The sequence below is a fragment of the Pedobacter sp. ISL-64 genome, assembly GCF_018613605.1.
GTDB lineage: Bacteria > Bacteroidota > Bacteroidia > Sphingobacteriales > Sphingobacteriaceae > Pedobacter.
This window is the reverse complement of sequence record NZ_JAGGPU010000009.1, coordinates 75407-93994: the sequence shown is the minus strand read 5'-3', so window position 1 is coordinate 93994 and position 18588 is coordinate 75407. Positions and strand designations below refer to the sequence as shown.

11 protein-coding genes are annotated in these 18588 nt (G+C 38.1%); 4 read left to right on the top strand and 7 right to left on the bottom strand.

Features of this window, described 5'->3' with window-relative positions; all coding sequences use genetic code 11:
* The first annotated feature begins 67 nt into the window (after positions 1–67).
* Positions 68–1072, top strand: a complete 1005-nt coding sequence (locus J7E57_RS13690; protein ID WP_215124933.1) for an LLM class flavin-dependent oxidoreductase — start codon at positions 68–70, stop codon at positions 1070–1072.
* A 260-nt stretch (positions 1073–1332) separates the two neighbouring features.
* Here the strand turns inward: J7E57_RS13690 and J7E57_RS13685 are convergent, their stop codons facing one another.
* From J7E57_RS13685 to J7E57_RS13655, 7 genes are all read right to left on the bottom strand, one after another.
* Positions 1333–4107: an outer membrane beta-barrel protein gene (locus J7E57_RS13685; protein WP_215124934.1), complete on the bottom strand. Its 2775-nt coding sequence runs from the start codon at positions 4105–4107 to the stop codon at positions 1333–1335.
* A gap of 283 nt (positions 4108–4390) precedes the next feature.
* Positions 4391–5467, bottom strand: a complete 1077-nt coding sequence (locus J7E57_RS13680) for a DUF5694 domain-containing protein (RefSeq protein ID WP_215124935.1) — start codon at positions 5465–5467, stop codon at positions 4391–4393.
* 156 nt (positions 5468–5623) lie between these two features.
* Complete coding sequence (locus J7E57_RS13675; protein ID WP_215124936.1) at positions 5624–6763, bottom strand: M28 family metallopeptidase; 1140 nt, start codon at positions 6761–6763, stop codon at positions 5624–5626.
* 462 nt (positions 6764–7225) lie between these two features.
* The gene (locus tag J7E57_RS13670; protein ID WP_215124937.1) at positions 7226–8170 is read right to left on the bottom strand and encodes a DUF6607 family protein; all 945 of its coding nucleotides are present in this window, start codon (positions 8168–8170) and stop codon (positions 7226–7228) included.
* Positions 8171–8193: 23 nt separating this feature from the next.
* Positions 8194–9399, bottom strand: coding sequence for a PepSY-associated TM helix domain-containing protein (locus J7E57_RS13665; protein ID WP_215124938.1), 1206 nt, complete (start codon positions 9397–9399; stop codon positions 8194–8196).
* 77 nt (positions 9400–9476) lie between these two features.
* Positions 9477–10187, bottom strand: a complete 711-nt coding sequence (locus J7E57_RS13660; protein WP_215124939.1) for a DUF4198 domain-containing protein — start codon at positions 10185–10187, stop codon at positions 9477–9479.
* A 66-nt stretch (positions 10188–10253) separates the two neighbouring features.
* On the bottom strand, positions 10254–12692 hold the full coding sequence (locus tag J7E57_RS13655; protein WP_215124940.1) for a TonB-dependent receptor: 2439 nt from the start codon (positions 12690–12692) through the stop codon (positions 10254–10256).
* Positions 12693–13154: 462 nt separating this feature from the next.
* Between J7E57_RS13655 and J7E57_RS13650 the strand changes: the two genes are divergently transcribed.
* The 3 genes from J7E57_RS13650 to J7E57_RS13640 are packed head-to-tail and all read left to right on the top strand — an operon-like array spanning position 13155 to position 18573.
* A complete protein-coding gene (locus tag J7E57_RS13650) occupies positions 13155–16334 on the top strand; it encodes a SusC/RagA family TonB-linked outer membrane protein (RefSeq protein ID WP_215124941.1) in 3180 nt (1059 codons plus the stop codon).
* Between the two features lie 10 nt (positions 16335–16344).
* On the top strand, positions 16345–17859 hold the full coding sequence (locus J7E57_RS13645) for a RagB/SusD family nutrient uptake outer membrane protein (protein WP_215124942.1): 1515 nt from the start codon (positions 16345–16347) through the stop codon (positions 17857–17859).
* Between the two features lie 27 nt (positions 17860–17886).
* Positions 17887–18573: a hypothetical protein gene (locus tag J7E57_RS13640; RefSeq protein WP_215124943.1), complete on the top strand. Its 687-nt coding sequence runs from the start codon at positions 17887–17889 to the stop codon at positions 18571–18573.
* Positions 18574–18588: the final 15 nt, after the last annotated feature.

Below are 18588 nucleotides of genomic sequence, written 5' to 3'. Positions count from 1 at the left end.
AAAAGTCATAAAGCTTTTCGAACTCATGTTTTAAATAAGCAGGCTCATAAATTTGTTAGATACGAATATGAGCAATAAGAAAATTAAACTAAGTGTGTTAGATCAATCGCCGGTTCGCAAGGGTGTTACAGCTCGTCGCGCCATTGAAGAAACCACTATACTAGCACAAGAAACCGAAAGATTGGGATATCACCGTTTCTGGGTTTCAGAACATCACAATACCACCAGTTTAGCGGGTTCAACGCCCGAAATCTTAATTGCCCATCTGGCCAATCATACCAAAACCTTAAGGATAGGTTCTGGCGGTATTATGCTGCCTAACCATAGTGCGTTAAAGGTTGCAGAAAGTTTTCGCTTGCTGGAAGTGATGCACCCTAACCGGATCGATCTGGGAATGGGCCGTGCACCGGGTACCGACCGCATTACGGCTTCGATGCTTAACCCATCAAACAATTGGAGCGAGCAGGATTTTGTAGAACAACTGCGTGAGCTGCAACATTACTTGCATGATACCTCTGATGGTGGTATCCAGGCCAAAATAAAAGCCATTCCCATTGCTGAAACCGTTCCACAGCAATGGCTTTTGAGCAGCAGCGGACAAAGTGCTTTATTTTCGGCTCACTTTGGAATGGGCTTTTCTTTTGCACATTTTATTAATCCGCATGGAGGGCCGCAGGCTGTTCAATACTACCGGGAACATTTTAAGCCCTCGGTTGATTTAGCAAAACCAGTTGAAAATGTGGCACTTTTTGTTTTCTGCTCAGAAGATGAGGAAAAGGTAAAGCAGCAGGAGGCTTTAATGGGTTATCGTTTTCTCCAGCTAGAAAAGGGTGGAGGATTAACTTCGGTAGGTTGGAACGATATTAAAGATATTAGTTATAGTGCCGCAGAACAAGAAAGGATTAACGCCAATAAACCAAGGATGATTTATGGTACACCAGCCGTAATTAAAAAGCGACTTACAAAACTGGCTGCCGATTATGATGTAGATGAACTGATGGCGGTTACCATTACCGAGCATTTTGAAGACCGGATAAAATCGTATGAGTTGCTTGCGGATATTTTTCAATAAAGAACTCTGATATCCATGGTCTGTATCTCCACAGACCATTAAGAAAACTTAATCTCAGGGCATGAAACAAGAAATTTCCGTGGAGGTCTGTGGAGACACAGACCTCGGAATTAGAGATGTTTTTGTAGTGATGAATCGTCATTGCGAACTGAAGAAAGGGATTTGCTAAGGAGTGAAGCTATTTGATGAATTGACAAAAAAGATTGCTTAGGCTCGCGCTTATCCGGCCTCGCAGTGACGATCAACAAGAGGTAATCAACCTAAAAACTAAAAAACGTTTGTCGGCCGCCAACTTTTTGTCCAAAGTTCTGGATATTATAAGTAAGGGTAAGCATGCCATATCTACCCAGGTTATTACTCTGCGTATCGATAACGCTGTTGCCCGTAATCTGGATGTTCCTACGCACATTGCTCTGTAAAATATCATTCACCGAGAATTTTAATTGTGCCCTGTCGTTTTTCATAAATAGGTAAGTAAGAGCGGCATTCCAGAATTTGATGTTATTGTTATATCCGGCGATTTTTTGATCATTGATGGTTAAAGAATAACTGGTTTCGAAAACCAGTTTTTTGGGATAACGGATAATCAGTTCGGAAGTACTTTGATGGGTATTGTAACTGATATTGGTGTAAAAACTATCATCGTATTTACTCCTGTTCAGGTTAACTGAATACGACTGGTTAATCTCAACCTTATCGTTCAGGTTTAACCTCACGTTTCCATTTGGCCCAACATAAAATACATTCGCATCGCTCTCAATGTTGTTCACAATAACTGGAGTATGATCAAAATTAGCCCAGAAACCTAAACCCACTTTTAAACTGGTTTTATTTTTTTTGAAATCTTTAGAAATATTGGCCCCGCCGCTAAAATTGTAAATGCCGCTTTTGTTAATCGGATTAACTGTTTGTACCCCATTGTTTATGGTTATAGCATTTACGATACCATTTTTTGTAATGTTTCCATAGCCATATAAATTATAGTTGATCATGCTCTTAGGGTCGTATTTATACATATTCATACTTAAATTCTGCGTACGGGCAGGTAATAAATTTGGGTTTCCATTTCTGATATAAAATGCATTGGTATTATCTGCAACAGGCTGAAGATAACTTACGTTCGGCTCTGCAAATCGGGCAGAATAGTTAAAACGGAATATTTTATATTTCAACTGAAATGTAGGCCATATGAAGTTATAACGCTGATCGATATCTGCGCTATTGGTAAAGCGGTTGTTTAACGAAATGTAGTTGTGTACCAATCCTGGTTGAAGATAGAGATCTTTGGTTACTTTGTATCCCAGGCTGATGTTTGTGTTGGTTTTGAAGCCGGCCTGTTTAACGGTTTGAGATAAATTGGGTATTACAATATCGTACAGCTGGTTAGCCGGATTGCGGTAAAAAGTGCTTAATGCATTTTCGTTATTAATGATGTTTCCACTTACATCGGCCTTAAAATTCAGCTTTTTGCTGATCGGTTCGGTGTAGTTGGCATAAAGGTACGACCTGAAGTTGTCAATAGAATTATTTCTCAACTGATCAATCTCCGAAGTAGAAGGAGTGAGGTAAAAAATACTGCTGCTCCTGTTGTAATTGATAATTGGGTTGGGGGTTGCAGAAATATCGGCTCCGATATTGAAAGATCTTCCAGCCTTTTTAAAATCCTTACTAAAATCGGCTCTTAACTGATATTTGTTGCTGGAAGTATTCAAGTCATTCAAATTTTCGAGGGTATTAATGAGCTGATTATTCGCATTATTGTTGCTTGAAGAAACCTTACTCACCGAATTGTTGGAGCTGAGCACAATTGCCGGCTCAATGGTCAGTTGTGTTAAAGAGTCGATTTGCCAATCTAATTTTCCACCAATATTGTGTTTTAGAACAAGAGAATTGGTATTTTCGCTGGCGTTGGTAATTAATCTGTCAGTACCTAATGTTTGGTTGGTATTGGTGAGTTTCTCCAGAAGATTATCTGATCGGCCGAAGAAATATTGTGTATTAATTTTGATCCCTTTTTTGGTTAAAGTGTTAAAATTAAAACCACCACCAGATGAAGCCTGAACACCATTATAACTTCCGCCAAAATTAATACCGTTGAACTCGAAATAACCTCCTGAGGTCATCATCATGGAGTTTACACCGCTTCTGTTAAATCCACCTATCCGTTGCACATCATTGGGGTTAAAGCCTGGCTGATTGATATTGTTGCCATAAGCCAATATACTTACCTGTGTAGTATCTCTAAAGAAATTCATTAATCCACCGGCCTGGTAAAGGTCTTTTAGGCCTCCACCAGCATACAATTTGCCGAAAGCTCCTTTTTTAATCGCTTTTTTTAACTTTAAATCGATAATCTGCGGGATTTCTGCTGCAGTTAAATCCGGATCGCGTCTTTTGGCCTGTTTATCATCAACCACCTGTACCTTATCTATGATATTAGCGGGTAAATTTTTGGTCGCAATCTGCTGGTCGCCACCAAAAAACTCTTTTCCGTCTACTAAAATTTTACTAACTGTTTTACCGTTAACCTGTATAGAGCCATCGGCTGCAATAGCAACGCCTGGAAGCTTTTTTAACAGATCTTCTACCACCGCTGATGGCAGGGTTTTAAAGGATTCTGCATTAAATTCAATAGTGTCTTTACGTACAATTACTGGTGGCCTTTCTCCCGAAATTACAACCTCGTTTAGGTCATTTGCCTTAACGGAAAGATAGAGGATACCCAAATTTAATGCGGGATTGGCTGCAGTTAGTTCAACCTCTTTCCGGTATGTTCCATACTGCCATGCGGTTACCACTAAACGGTATTTTACGCCTATGGTTAAGCCATTGATTTTAAAAACGCCTTTGTCGTCTGATAATTTATAAGTGCTCAATATACTATCGCCAACTTTATATACAGAAATTGTTGAATAATTTAAGGTGGTTTTGTGATTGGCGCTATCGGCTAAAATTCCGGTAATGCTTCCGTTTTTTTGTGCAAATAAATTAAAAATAGCTAAGGTAAGGGCGATTGAAAGTAAGAGTTTCTTCATGTATATTTTAAATAAGCAAGCTAAAATTAGGCGCTATGTTTTTATGGTACAGATAAATGTGATGAACGATATAAAAAATGTGATAGACTAAAAATCCGGCTTGGTTCGTTATAAGGCGTACAGGCTGACTAAACGTTGCATCCAATTAAAAACAACTAATCTTTTAGGTAAAAGTACTCGCCTTAAGGTGTTTTTGCAAATACTAAACGAAAAAATTACATAACGCTAAAAAGAAAAAGCCCCAAGCTAATGCAATGGGGCTGAGAAAGCGCATATTATTAGTTTAGTGCAAATCGTTATAATTGATGATTTTAACTTCCAGGTTTTTGGCTAAAATTTCTTCCATCCATTTGCGATGCGAGGCACCAACACCTACTACCACCCTTTTTGCTTTTTTTGCCTTTGCCTGATCGATGATGTTTTTGCACATGCCTTCGTTTCTTAAAGTCCATTGCACAATCATCTCTTTCACCGTTTCGGTAGGGAAACCTGCATAACCATAAAAATGACGACCACCATAAAAGTTCCAGGCTTCATCTAAAACACCATATTTTAAGGTGTTCATGCCAGCATAAGGATCGGCATTGAAAACCTTCGCTTCATCTTCATTATAAGCCCAATATTTTTCTATGGCTTTAACGGTAGCTGCTTCCTGGGAGGTGCTATCGGCTTTCGCCTTGTTGATTAAAATTTTGTGTAAAGAATCTGTTTTGCGCCAGGCTTCACTCCATGGTTTATCATAAGTTTGGCAATCCATGTTGTAAATTCGATCTTGTTTTAATTGGTAAATAAGGGGGAAATAGATTTTGCTATACTCACTTCCAGGTCTAAAGAATCCCTTTTTCTTTAGTGAATCGGTATTTCCGAACATTTTTGCATATTCAACCTGCTCTTCTTTGCCGAAGCTTTGTTTCATGTAATTTTCGAGTACAAAGATTTGATAATCGGCATTACCCCTGTCCCAGTTTTTAGCATAATTAACGGCTAAATCCATTCTGGTTTTATGGTAGTATGCAAATTTAGCGAGTGCTTTCTGGTCATTTTTAATTTGTGTATCAATTTTTTTGGGAGATGCCGGATTTAATTTTTCTAAATAATCATGTCCTTTTCTAAATGATTTTTTTGCCCAGTTGTTTTCTTCCAGTTTAGCGTAATCGCCCTGAGGCAGGTATTCGCCAAAAACCATATCGGGTTTAAAGTTTTTAAGCTTATCAATTATCGCCTGAAAGTTTTGTGTCGATTTAGAATTGTCGTGGGTGGAGCCTACTATAACAATTTCGATTTGGTTCTGTGCATTCGATTTAACCGCAACTGCGATTAACAATAAAAATGCTAAGCTGAGTTTTTGTATAGTTGTCATAATGAATCTTGTTTTCGCTTTTGTTGATTCAAAGATGAGCATACACACTTGGCTGCTATATTTAATTATCCCAATGGCTTATTATATTATCCCAATCGGAGAAATCGAGAATTAACGGTTTGTATCTTGATTTAAGGGTTTCGTCATAAAATAAAGTTATTCCATCAGTTTCTGGTTAAATCCAACGATCAGTTTAAACAGATCTTTATACTCGGTAAGCGGCAATATTTCAGGTTTATCGAATATATCGTGGTAGGCAGACGAACCACCCTGGGTATAGATAAAGAATGCCGGAACACCTTTTTCGGTAAAGAAATAGTGATCGCTGTTGGCTGCTTTACCTCTGGAGTTTATCTTCGAGATGTAATGATTTTGGTTATTGATTGCGTTTAGCAGCGCAAATGCTTTAGGATAAACGGATGCATTAACTACAGTCATGCCGGCTTCACCGGTTCCAACCAAATCTAAGTTGATTAGGAATTTAATCCTGCTTAAAGGAATTAAAGGGTTTTCCACAAAATATCTAGATCCCAATAATCCAGCTTCTTCGCCTGCGAAACAGATAAAACCAATGGAGTAGGGCTGGGGATTGGCGGCATAATATTTGGCTAAACTTAATAAAGTAGCTACGCCAGCGGCATTGTCATTTGCGCCGGGGAAATAAGTGTCAGCACCCATTCCACCCAAATGATCATAATGTGCTGTAATGATTAAAATGGAATCAGGGAATTTAGTACCCTTAACTAAACCGCAAATGTTAGCTGCCTCAAAGTTTGGAATAAATTTGTTTTCAATATCAACATTAATTTCTTTTGGAATTGCTGTAAGGTTCTTTTTGTTGAGCTGGATCGTTGCTATATCTCCAACTTCTGTAGCTACAGACCAGGTTAATTTATCTTTTAATAAAATCTTTAATAATGGAGAAGCTTGATAATTAAGACTATCCACCTCGGTTAAATTCGCCTTTTGTTTAATGCTGGGGCTCTCATTGTTTACAATGAAATCTTTACCGGGGATAAGCTTTTGACCGTTTATTGCCACCATCATTTTTCCTGGGAATGTATTTACAGGGAAATTAAATGTCTGCTTATAAGATTGACCCATTGGTAACAAACCAATTTTTTGGTAGGCTGCCGCGAGGTAATCTGCAGCCTTTTTCATTCCGTCTTTGGTGTAGCCCCTGCCCCAAAATTGTTTTGAAGAGAGTGTGTTTACCACATTTCGGGTGTAGGTAGAATTTTGTGCAAAACTTTTAATAGCGCAAAATAAAAAGATGAGTATGCCAAATTTTTTCATCCTGAAATTTAATAAAATAAAGTAGTTGTTGGTCGGAATTTGTAATCCCGGTTTAGAGCGGAATTTTTTTTGGAAATGAGCGTTCAGCTTTCCATCTGGTTTTCAGCACCGCTTTCCGTTTTATCCCGACTGAAATGTCGGGATGTTCACTTCAATCGGGTTTAGTTACAATAGATAGTAGCACGGAGGTTGCCCGCCTAAACCCGACTGTAGCGAGATGCCGATTTAAGCACTGTCTGTTTTGTTTTTTATTGTGTGCTTTCTTGTTTCACAGGTTTCATCGGCAGAAGCGGAGGCGGGACTGTATTAACCCAAAGGCTGCTGCAATTGCTTTCCAAACCAAGTAGATAAACATTTTAACCCATTGTCATTTATAAAGTTGCTAGACACAAACCTGTGAGGTTTATGCAAAAAAAATGGTTGATGATTAATCGCATTGCCATCAACCATTAATTATAAAAACTATTGTTTTACTACCAGGTAAGGCAGTAAAGCAGTTTTAATTTTTTCTTTGTTTTGTGTGGCTGTCCATTTTTCTTTGATAGATTGATCGCCCAGGTTAAAAAGGGTTTCGTAAAGTAATTTGCCATTCGCCATAGTTTGTACTTTGAATGTGTTTTGCGAACCAATAATGTCAGCCCAAACACCACGAACATCTGCCCAGTAGGTGTGCTGGCTGGCCCACCATTTTTGCGCATATGCGAAAGTTTTAGGGTCTATTTTCGTAAACTCCTCATAACCTTTTTCAACAGCTAAAAGTTTATCGCCATCAGCAGAACGCACTATTTTTTTATTGTCCTGCTCAAACATCCAGCCATTTTTAGTAATGGTAATTCTGCTGCCGCGGTTTAATACATTGTAATCTTTACGCACAGTAGATTCTCTTCTTGGCAATGGAGAATCGGTTTCGCTCGACCAAGAATCGTGACCACCAACGTGGCTCCATGTTCCGTAACCTTGGTAACGTGGACTATCATCAACCTGATAAACTTTTTGTGTCCATTTTCCTTTTACATCGGCTGGCGTTAAATTGCCTTTTTTCCATGCGTTACCTTCGGTATAAAGCATAATATTGGTGTCTTCATACGTCCAATCCTGGCGCCAGTGTTTAATAACCGTGGTATCGTTAATGGCCAACATGTGTTGAATTACAATTCTTTTAGGTTCATCAACAATAATCTCTGCCCATTCGTTGCCATGGCTTTCGTAAGGCTTGCTGAATTTGTAGTTTGGATCTGGAGCGGTAACTTCGCCGTAGTTGAAATTCACTTCATAAAAACCAGCCAATGATTTTATTGCTTTTCTATCCTTTTCTAGTTTTTCTTCCGGAGAGTCAACTTTTGTTTGTGCATTAGTATTAACGGTAATCAAACCGGTTAATACTAAAATTAGGTTTAAAAATTTCATTTTTATTATTAATTAGGGTGTGTTTAGCTTTCCGCCACTGCGGTATTTTTTTTCTTTTTTCCTTTCCCCCACCAGATAATAAATCCGGTTATGGGTAAACTTGCTGCAATTAAGCTGGCAAAAAAAGCCATTATTTTTCCGGTTAATCCTAAAATGGCTCCTACGTGGATATCGTAGTTCATACCAATTATAGTTTCTCCCGCATTTTTCTCAGACTGGTTTGCTCTGTGTAACAATTTGCCGGAATACTGATCGAACTGAAGTACGTCGTAATTCCAAAACGTTTCTCTGCCTCGGTATCCTGTGGCGTAAATGGTTGCCGAACCGCCATTGGCAGGCGACATGGCAATACGATCTTCATTTTTAAATATTTTTCTGGCTTGCTCAAAAGCAACATCGAAAGGAATTGCAGTAATGGTTTTGGTCGAATCTGATTTAACTTCTACCATTTTTGGCGGTGTGGTACTTCCCGAGGCTGCTACGTAAACCGTGGTTTGGAACCATTGAAATGCCCAAACCAGACCGGTTAAGGCCAGCATTAGGCAGATCAGCATTACATAAAAACCCAGCACATTGTGCATGTCGTAATTAATGCGTTTAAACTTGGCCTTCCATTTTACTTTAAAGCTCTTATCGAAGTTTGATTTTTTAAGGTTTTTAGGCCACCACATCACCATTCCAGAAATGAGGAGAAATACAAAAATGAAGGTAGACCATCCAATAATCTGCTGGCCAATGGGATGATTGATCAACAAACTCCAATGGATCATTTTAACTACACCAAAAAACTCATATTTATAATCGGCAACTAAAGTTACTTTTCCGGTATAAGGGTTAATCAACACAACATCGTAATAATCAATAGAATCGAAATACCAGAATGCCTTGGGGTCGCCAGGTTTATAAACGCCAAGTTCCCATGCCCTTCCTGGTGCTTTATATGCAGAAACAAAGGTGATTTTCTTTTTATTCCCCAGTGCTTTTTCGGCATTGGCCTGTAGTACACTTAATGGTAGGGTTTTAGGATTTGATGGAACTTCTACAAAAATCTCCTTGCGGCGAACGAGTTCGGTAATTTCTTTTTGAAAAACATAAATACAACCGGTAATGCCCAACATCAGTACGATTAAACCAGATGCGATGCCCAGCCATAGGTGCAGCCAGTCGCTTATCCGCCTTAAACGCGATTTCTTGTTTTTTGATTTGGTTGATGTTTTTGTTAGTGCCATTAGCAAAGCTGTATTAATAAAAGAACCAATTAGCCTTTTTTAAGACTAATTGGCTTTAAATTTTTATAAAAATTCGACTATTTAACTTCAGTAGTATAAGTTACCAAATGCCAAACTTTATCGTAGTCTTTTCCATTTAATTTTCCTGGCGTTTTATCTTCAGTAAAAGCTTCCAGAAAATAATTTCCTTTTTTTTCTGGTTTGAAAGTGAATTTTCCTTGCGCATCTGTTTCAGTAGGTTGTGCTTTTCTTTCAGCGTTTACAACTGTTAACTTTTGTTTTGCAAAAGGTGCTGTGTTGTAAATTACCTGATGAACTGAAGTTTCTCCAACGGTTAAAGCGTGTTTGTCTGGCCTGATAGTTAATGCCGCAGCTGCCGGAAAAGTGGTGTTTATTTTTGCGTTCCCTACGGCAACATCTGCAAAAGCATAATATTCAATTTTAGCTTTTTCATAAACCGCTGCAACTTCATGTACTACAGAAAGTTTATAGGTACCTTCTTGATCTGGTGTGAAACTGGCTTTGAAGAAACGTACATCAGCAGTAGTTGGTAAAACCTTGGTTGTTCCATTTGGAGCAGTTAAAACCAGCTTAAATTCTTTTAGGTTGCTAAACCACTTAGCGGCAGAATCTGGTTCGTTACTCTCGTATTCGCCGAAGAAGACTTTTACCTCCTGCGCTTGTCCTTTTTTGCCTGTTGAGGCCGTTTCTATCCATAAAGCATGTGCAAATGCGCTCGAAATGCTAAAGGTTAGAAAGAAAAATAATAATGAGATTTTAGTTTTCATGTTTTCTGGGTTGGGTTTTAAAACCGGGAGAAATTGATCTGATCCAGTTGCTCCCGATTGATTTAATTAAAATTTGTAAGTAACACTTCCAGTGAAGGTTCTCAGGTCCTGAGGGTTCATGGTGCTGTAACCTGTCCAGTATTTTTGATTGGTAAAGTTGTCTGCTTTTGCCCCGATCCTGAATCTATGATGATCATAAAATACTGATGCGTTAAAAACCTCATAAGCAGGTAATATAAATACGCCCTGGCTAACACTGTTTACAATTTTATTGTCGCTGGCATAATTACCGCCGGCACCTAATCCAAAACCTTTAAGTGATCCTGTAGCGAATTTATAACTGATCCATAAATTTGCTGAATAAGGCGCTGCCGAATAAGCATCTCTTCTGCCTTCTACATCTGGCGATGCATTTTCTAAATGGTTATCGTTATAAGCGAAACCTGCAATAATATTTAAACCGTTAACCGGGTTTGCAATAACTTCGGCTTCTATCCCTTTGCTGATTTTATTGCCATCTTGGATTTGCGCATTTGGATTTGATGGATCTCCGTTATAACCCCTAACAATATCTTTAACTTTAATATAATAGTACGATACAGCGCCTGTTAGCTTACCATTAAATATGTTTGTTTTAACTCCACCTTCAATTTGGTTTGCTTGCTCTGGTTTAAAAGCATTACCTTGATAATCTATACCGTTTAAGTTGTTAAAGCCGTTCTGGTAATTGGCAAATAATGATAGCTGATCTTTAATCGGCTGAAACACCAAGCCAAATTTTGGCGAAAAAACAGTTTGTTTGTACACACCTTTTGGTGCCGAGCCTGCACGATCGGAATTGCCTTTATTGTCGAACCTGTCTACTCTTAATGCAGCCAAGGCGATTAACCTATCTGTTAAATTAATCACATCAGAAACATAAGCACTGTATGTATTGGTTTTGAAGTTATACGGATATTTAGGAACACTAGGAAGTGCTGCATAAAATGCCGCTAAATTATGTTCAGTAAAGTTATTGTAGTTAGCGCCGCTTCCGTCTTTATTGGTCAGATCAAAAGTATCGATCGAATAAAATAACTGATCGGAGTTTTGTCGTAAATAATCAAGGCCTAAAACCATTCTGTTTTTTACCGAACCTAAGTTAAAAGTGCCATTGAAATTTTGTTGTACCTCGTAAGTAAAAACCTTACTGTTATCAGTTGATTGATCTGCTCTTGATATCAAATCGGCACCTGGTGCAGCCGTTGGGTTACCCAGTGGAGGATAGTTGTTTGGGACTAGGAACAAATACGTACCACGGCCATTTGAGAAACTATAATTGCTCGAAAAGCTGGTATGAGACGACCAGTTATCGTTAAACTTATAATTAGCCTGTCCGAAGAAGTTTGAGCTATTGTATTTCTGCTTCATTGCATCTCCGGTAAAAGATTTGTCATAAGCTATTCCAGCTTGGTCTGCTCTATCAAAGCCCAGTTGTGCGATTGGGAAATAGAAGAAAACGAATGGTTTTAGGGTGCTTGTACCGTTGGCAATTTCGGCATCGAAAACAAAGTCTAATTTATCGTTTACTTTATACAACAAGCTAGGCGCAATGAAGAAACCTTTGTCGTAAACATTCTCCTGGAAAGAACCTTTGTAATTGTAAGAAGTATTTAACCGGGCATAAATGTGGTTATCTTTATCAACAGGAAAATTGAAATCGGTACTCACCCGGTTAAAATCGTAGCTGCCTGTCGAAAAGCTTACTGCACCTCCCATTCCTTCGAAAGGTTTTTTGGTAATACGGTTAATTAAACCACCATATGAGGTTAATGTACTACCGAATAAAGTGGCAGAAGGGCCTTTAATAAACTCTACATTTTCTAAGTTAGCGGCATCGTTACGGCCAGTTATGTTACCAGCAATTCCGTTTCTCAGTTTCGCCTGTACAATAAAGCCTCTTGATGCGTAATAAGCACCACCATCACCTCCACGAGAGGTCGATTCCCACATTTTTTGAACACCAGTGGCATTGCGGGCAGCATCATCAACCGAAAACACCAGCTGATCGGCCATTGTTTCTTTCGTAATCGTAGTATATACCTGTGGGTTTTCTAAGTTGTTAAGTGGCATTTTTGAAACAAATTCACTTTTCTTAGCGATATACTTATTTACCCCTTGATTAATATTTACTTCGTTAAGCTGATTTGAATTTTGGCTGATTACAAAATCCACAGTTTTGTTTTCGCCGGCGGTAATAACCACTGGTTTTTCTATGTTTTGAATACCAACAGCCGACACCCTTAAGATATAAGAGCCTGGTTTAACTCTTTGGATTTCGAAAATACCCTTTTCGCTGGTTACATTCCCCAGGCCTTTTCCTTTTAAACCAACCGAAATGTAAGCGGCAGGTTTACCATCAGAAGTGGTAACTGTGCCGCTTATGGTCGAAAACTGTTGGGCAACGGAGAGTAGACTGGTAAAAGTTAAAAAAAACGTTATACAGAAAAGTCTGATTTTAAGCATGGTAATATTTATTTGGATTAATTCTAAACTGCTGCAAAATAACGGTAGAAAATCTTATTATCCAAATTATTTTGAATTATTCTAAATAGTGGTGATTGGTGCCTGTAAAACCTAGTTTTTATTCAGATTAGGAATGAAGTGAAGTAAATTGCTTTAACGTTTTAGTTGTGCTAAAATCTAAGGTTATCGAAATTTTTTCAACTAAACTTCTGGGAGGTTTTTTCCGAATTTAGTTCGAATGTGATCAAGAAATATGAGGTAATTTGGCAAAATAGGCTGTTTTGAGCAACTATTGGTGTATTGTTAATTGCAAAAGTCAGTTTTTGTAAAACAAAATGTGGTATTTAAGCCAATTTTTAGGTTAAAATATGGTTCCTTTTGATTAAAAAAAAATTAAAATCGAAGTAAAAATGTTGATACTTTTAGTTTGTAATCAAACCAAACCAAACTAACTAATCATCAATGGAAAAAACTTCTACAAGACATTGCTATGTGAAATTTTTGATGGCAACATTCTTTTATTTACTCATTCCCTGGCTCGCTTTTGCGCAGAAAACAATTAAAGGAACTGTTTTAGATCAAAATGACAAACCCATTCCCGGGGTGTCTATCTTAGAAAAAGGGACAAAAAATGGTACTTCCACCAACAGCGAAGGTAAGTTTGTAATCGCTGTACAGAGCGATAAAGCTGTGCTGGTTGCCAGGATAGTTGGTTTCGTTACCGTTGAAAAAACAATTACGGCAAGCGGTACCATAAACTTTTCCCTACAAGATGACAATAAAACGCTGGATGAGGTGGTGCTTATTGGTTATCAGAAAATAACCAGGAAAAAATCTACGGCTTCTATTTCCAGTATTTCAGGTAAAGAGCTGGCTAATTTACCGGCAGCGAGCTTCGATCAGCTATTGCAGGGTAGGCTTGCCGGAGTAAATGTTCAAAATTTTACGGGTCAGCCAGGAGTAGCACCTACTGTTTCGGTACGTGGTAACTCTACAGCAAGTAGCAGTTACGATCAGTTTAACGTGATCAGATCGCCATTATATGTGGTAGATGGTGTACCTCAATCTTCTGACGATTTTGTGCCACCAGGTACAGGTACAGGTACCAACTATTTAGCGGGTATCAACCCTAATGACATTGAGTCTATTGATGTGTTAAAAGATGCGTCTGCTGCAGCCATTTATGGATCTCGTGCAGCAAACGGGGTAATCCTAATTACCACCAAAAAAGGCGTTAGTGGTGAGACCAAGGTCAACCTAAGCACCTATTTTGGGCTTGTACAGCGTCCAAATTTACGCGAAGCAACCATTGGTAGTACAGAACGCAGGCAAAAAATGGAAGTATTGCAGCGTCAGCTTAATTACGACCAGAGAAGACAGCTGCCATATATACTTACCGATAGTTTAAATCCAGCTTTCAACGGAAATACCGATTGGCAGGATCTGTTTTATCAGGTAGGTAGAATTAACGATAACAACCTCAGTTTAAGCGGTGGCTCAGACAATGGCATGACTTACCGTTTTAGTGGCGGCTATTATAATGAAGAAGGCGTTGTAAAAGGAACTGGTTTTAAACGCTATAGCAGCAGACTTAACTTAACCTCGAGAGCATTAAATAAAAAGTTGATGATCAATCCACAATTTTTTTATTCGAGAGCTGATCGTGCAAGGGGCAACGAGGATCCTAACGATCCTTCCAAGCCTACAAAAATAGGGTCTGGCAATTTACCTTCTTCGCTGATCAACTTATCGCCAGAAAAGCTCGACTTTTTTGTGAACCCTAGTAGTGAGAACCTGGACAAGAATATCAGTAATCAGTTTAGTATAAACCTGAATTTATCTTATGAGTTTAATAAAAACTTTACATTGAATTCTCAATCATCTTATAAGGCTGATAATGCACGTCGGGATGCCAGTCTGAGTAGCTTGCTAAACAACGGTTCTGGAAATAGTGCGACTAGTTTTTCTTCTACTAATGTGAACCTGAGAACTTCTAACTACTTAAATTATAATGGTAAGCTTGGTAAACACAATTTCAGTGCAGTAGTGGGCCAGGATATTGAATATAACCAGTATCAAAATACACAAGCCGGAGGCTATGGTGGTGCATCTGATAACATCCAAGTGGTAACGGGATTTCAGCAAGCCAACATCTTTGCGATCTCTCAGTACAAAGCACATGGATTAATTGCTTATTATGGAAGGTTTAACTATGATTATGCAGAAAAATATCTGTTATCTGGAACGATCAGAACCGATGGTTCATCAGGTTTTGGGGAGAATAATAAGTATGGGGTTTTTCCATCCATATCACTGGGCTGGATATTATCTGAAGAAAATTTCATGAAAAACATCACCAATAACCCTTTTACATTAGTTAAAATTAGGGGAAGTTATGGTGCTACCGGTAATGAAGATTTAAATAATTCTTACGTACAATACAACAATTATCTGGTTAATAATGGTGGTTTTTCTGGCAATGGTGGTTCTACTTCCTATAACGGTGTTACGGTTATTACACCAAACTTTAGAAATGGGGTAGCGCAAAAAGATCTAAGCTGGGAAAAATCTACCCAATGGAATATTGGTACGGATATCGAAATCCAAAATGGAAAATATGCCTTAACATTTGATGTATATAACAAAGAAGTGAAGGATAAATTATTTAACGTAGATCTACCTGCTACCTCTGGTTACGATGTTGCCTATACCAATGCCTTTTCAGTACGTAATTCGGGTATGGAGTTAACTTTTAATGCAACTCCGATCAGTAAAGTGGTTAGATGGAATACTTCATTCAATATTTCTTACAACAAAAATCAGATCATGAGTTTACCAAATGGTGGCAGGGATATTATTTTAAGTGGCGATCGGTTTGATAAAACACATATTTTATCGGTTGGTAGCCCTATTAATGCTTTTTATCTGTATCAAACAAAAGGTGTATTCTCACGAACTGGAAATATTCCACAAAACCCATTTACCGGCGAGCGTTATAGAAATAGTAATGGAACATTTAACGAAGGAGATTTCTATCTGGCCGATTTAGATGGTGATTATTTTGTCGATATTTTTAATGATGGAATTAACCCAGATAAAATGCCGATCGGCGATCCAAACCCTCGCTTTACAGGAGGCTGGACCAACACCTTTAACTATAAGAATTTCTCACTTAGTATTTTTACAAACTTCACCTTCAAAAGAGATGTATTGAATCTATTTGATTCAGATCGTTTTGCCAATTCGCAGGATGGTAACGCTGTAGCTAATTTTGCAAGCTTCTCTACTCCTGATCTAGACAGATTGAATATCTGGAGAAACCCAGGCGATAATGCGGAATATGCTAAATACGATTTAGGTACTTATCGTTATTATTATACTGGGGCACAAACATTTTTCTTAGAAAAAGGTGGTTATTTAAGGATAAAAAATATTACCCTTGGATACGATTTGGGCGCAAAAACTTTAAGCAAATGGGGCTTAAGCCAGTTTAAAGTGTTTGCTATGATGGATAATGTACACATGTTCCAACAATCAAAAAAACTGCCAGATGCAGAAGCTGTAAATGGTTATGGAGAGTATAATGGAAATGGGTATCCGATTCCCAAAAAATACACCTTAGGTCTTCAAGTTCAATTTTAATAGCATTAACATGAAAAATATAATTACAAAACTCAGCATATTAATTACTATCCTCATTATAGTAACCACAAGTGCCTGTAAAAAATTACTTTACGAAGAACCGAAGGATGCACCGTACGAACAAACATTTTGGAGGAATTCTAAAGACGTGAGAAGTGCCATGGCAGGTAATTATGCCTTACTCCGCAATGCCATTACCGATAAAAGCAACCGGTATTACATGTATGGTGATGCCATTGCAAAAAATTATTTTACCATACAGTATACGGGTGATGGGCTTGAAGGAATACAAAACGGTGATTTTACCTTTCAGTATAACTTAAACTCTTTGGCAAATTATACGCTTTATTACAAAAGCATAGCGATGTCTAATCTAATATTGTCTAAGGTAGGCGCGATGACCAATTCTCAGTTATCTACGGAGGATGACCCAACCGAATTTAAAAACAATACTTTAGGGCAGGCTTATTTTTTAAGGGCTTTGAGTTATTTTATGATGGTAAGGGTTTGGGGTGATGTACCGGTAGTTACCCAAGCATACGAAGATCCGCTTAATGCACCCCAGCTTCCAAGAACACCAAAAGCAGAAGTGATGAAGCTTATTGAGGATGATTGTCACAAAGCTATTAATTTGTTGGGCTGGACGTATGCCAATAGTGGTGATGCTAAAGTAACCGCAAACAAGGGCTCAACCTATGCGCTCTTAGCACATTTATATTTGTGGAGAGCAACGATGTCTAATGTGGCTACAGATGCACCTAATCTGGTTGATGTAAATAGTGCGGATACAACGATTAATACTTTAATTAGTCGTGGAGGTTATGCATTAACTGATACTGCAAATTATAAAAATACCTTTATAGGCCGTTCTACAGAAGGTATTTTTGAGATAAACGTGAGTGAAAATACCTTGGAGGGTTCAAATAGTTCTGTGGGTGGTAGTTTCCTTAATGAAACTTATGTTAAAGGCTACGGTAATAACCCGAGATACTACGTAGTACCGAGTTATTTCAATAATTTTTACACAGATACCGATATCAGGTATAAAAAAGGATTTGATGTAACCTTGCCTGATAAGCCGATGTGTATAAAATATAGCAACGTAATTTACAGGAATCCTGGTCAAAAGTTAAATCCCTATTTGAGCAATAACATTATCATCTTCAGATTAGCTGATATGATGTTACTAAAAGCTGAAATTGCGCTATATAAAGGAGATACCCCTACTGCTATTAACATTATCAATACCTTCAGGAAAAGGAATGACCCTAATCCGGTACTGGTAGATGCTGTTTTATCTAGAGATGAAGTGATGGACGAATACATTACAGAACGTTCGAAAGAAATGTTTTTAGAAGGGCACCTGTTTTACGATCTGTTAAGAACCAGGAAGTATAGTAATGTGGTAGAGTGGCTCCCGGTAGAGCGATTTAGAAAAGAGGGCTATTATTGGCCGGTAGACCCTGCTTTGTTCAGGAATAATCCATTGTTAAAGCAAACCACATATTGGTTGGGTAAAGTGTAAAATAAGTTGATTCTTAGATTGAAAAATATGAAAAATAATATTCTAATATACATAGCTATTTTTTTATTAGCCTTATCGGCATGTAAAAAAGACGACTATAAGCGAGATGGAGGGCCGAGCAATGCCTATGTGGATATGACCACTTATGATTATTTAAAATCCAACAGAAATTTTGATTCGTTGGTTAAAGTGATTGATAAGGCTGGTTTAAAAGATGCCGTAAATGGAGATATCACTTTGTTTGCGACCACGAACTATGGCATTGCCGATTATGTAAGAGCCAAAAAATACCAGAAGAGTCTTCAGACGGGGAATGAAAATTTTGATTTCGGAATTAAAGATCTTCCATCGCAGGAGCTTAGCGATTCATTAAAAACCTATCTGTTTGCAGGTAAGATAAACAGGGATCAGATTACTTTAGGAGGTAAACTCTACAACAGTGTATTGGGCGCGATTCCAAATGTTCAGTATCTAATAAAATTCCGTCGCTCTTTCGAATACTCACAGTATTTAAATTACGTAGATTATGTTACCTATACCAAAGTGATTGGTACGCGCGATGATAAAGAACCGGATTTGAATGCCATACCGGATGATCAGAAAGACAAAGCGGTAGACGTGCAAACTTCTGGTATTATCACGAGAACCGGAATTGTCCATGTTTTAAACGGAAATCACAGGTTGTTTTTTAATGGACAATCGCTAGGTAATTAACCATAAAATATTTCA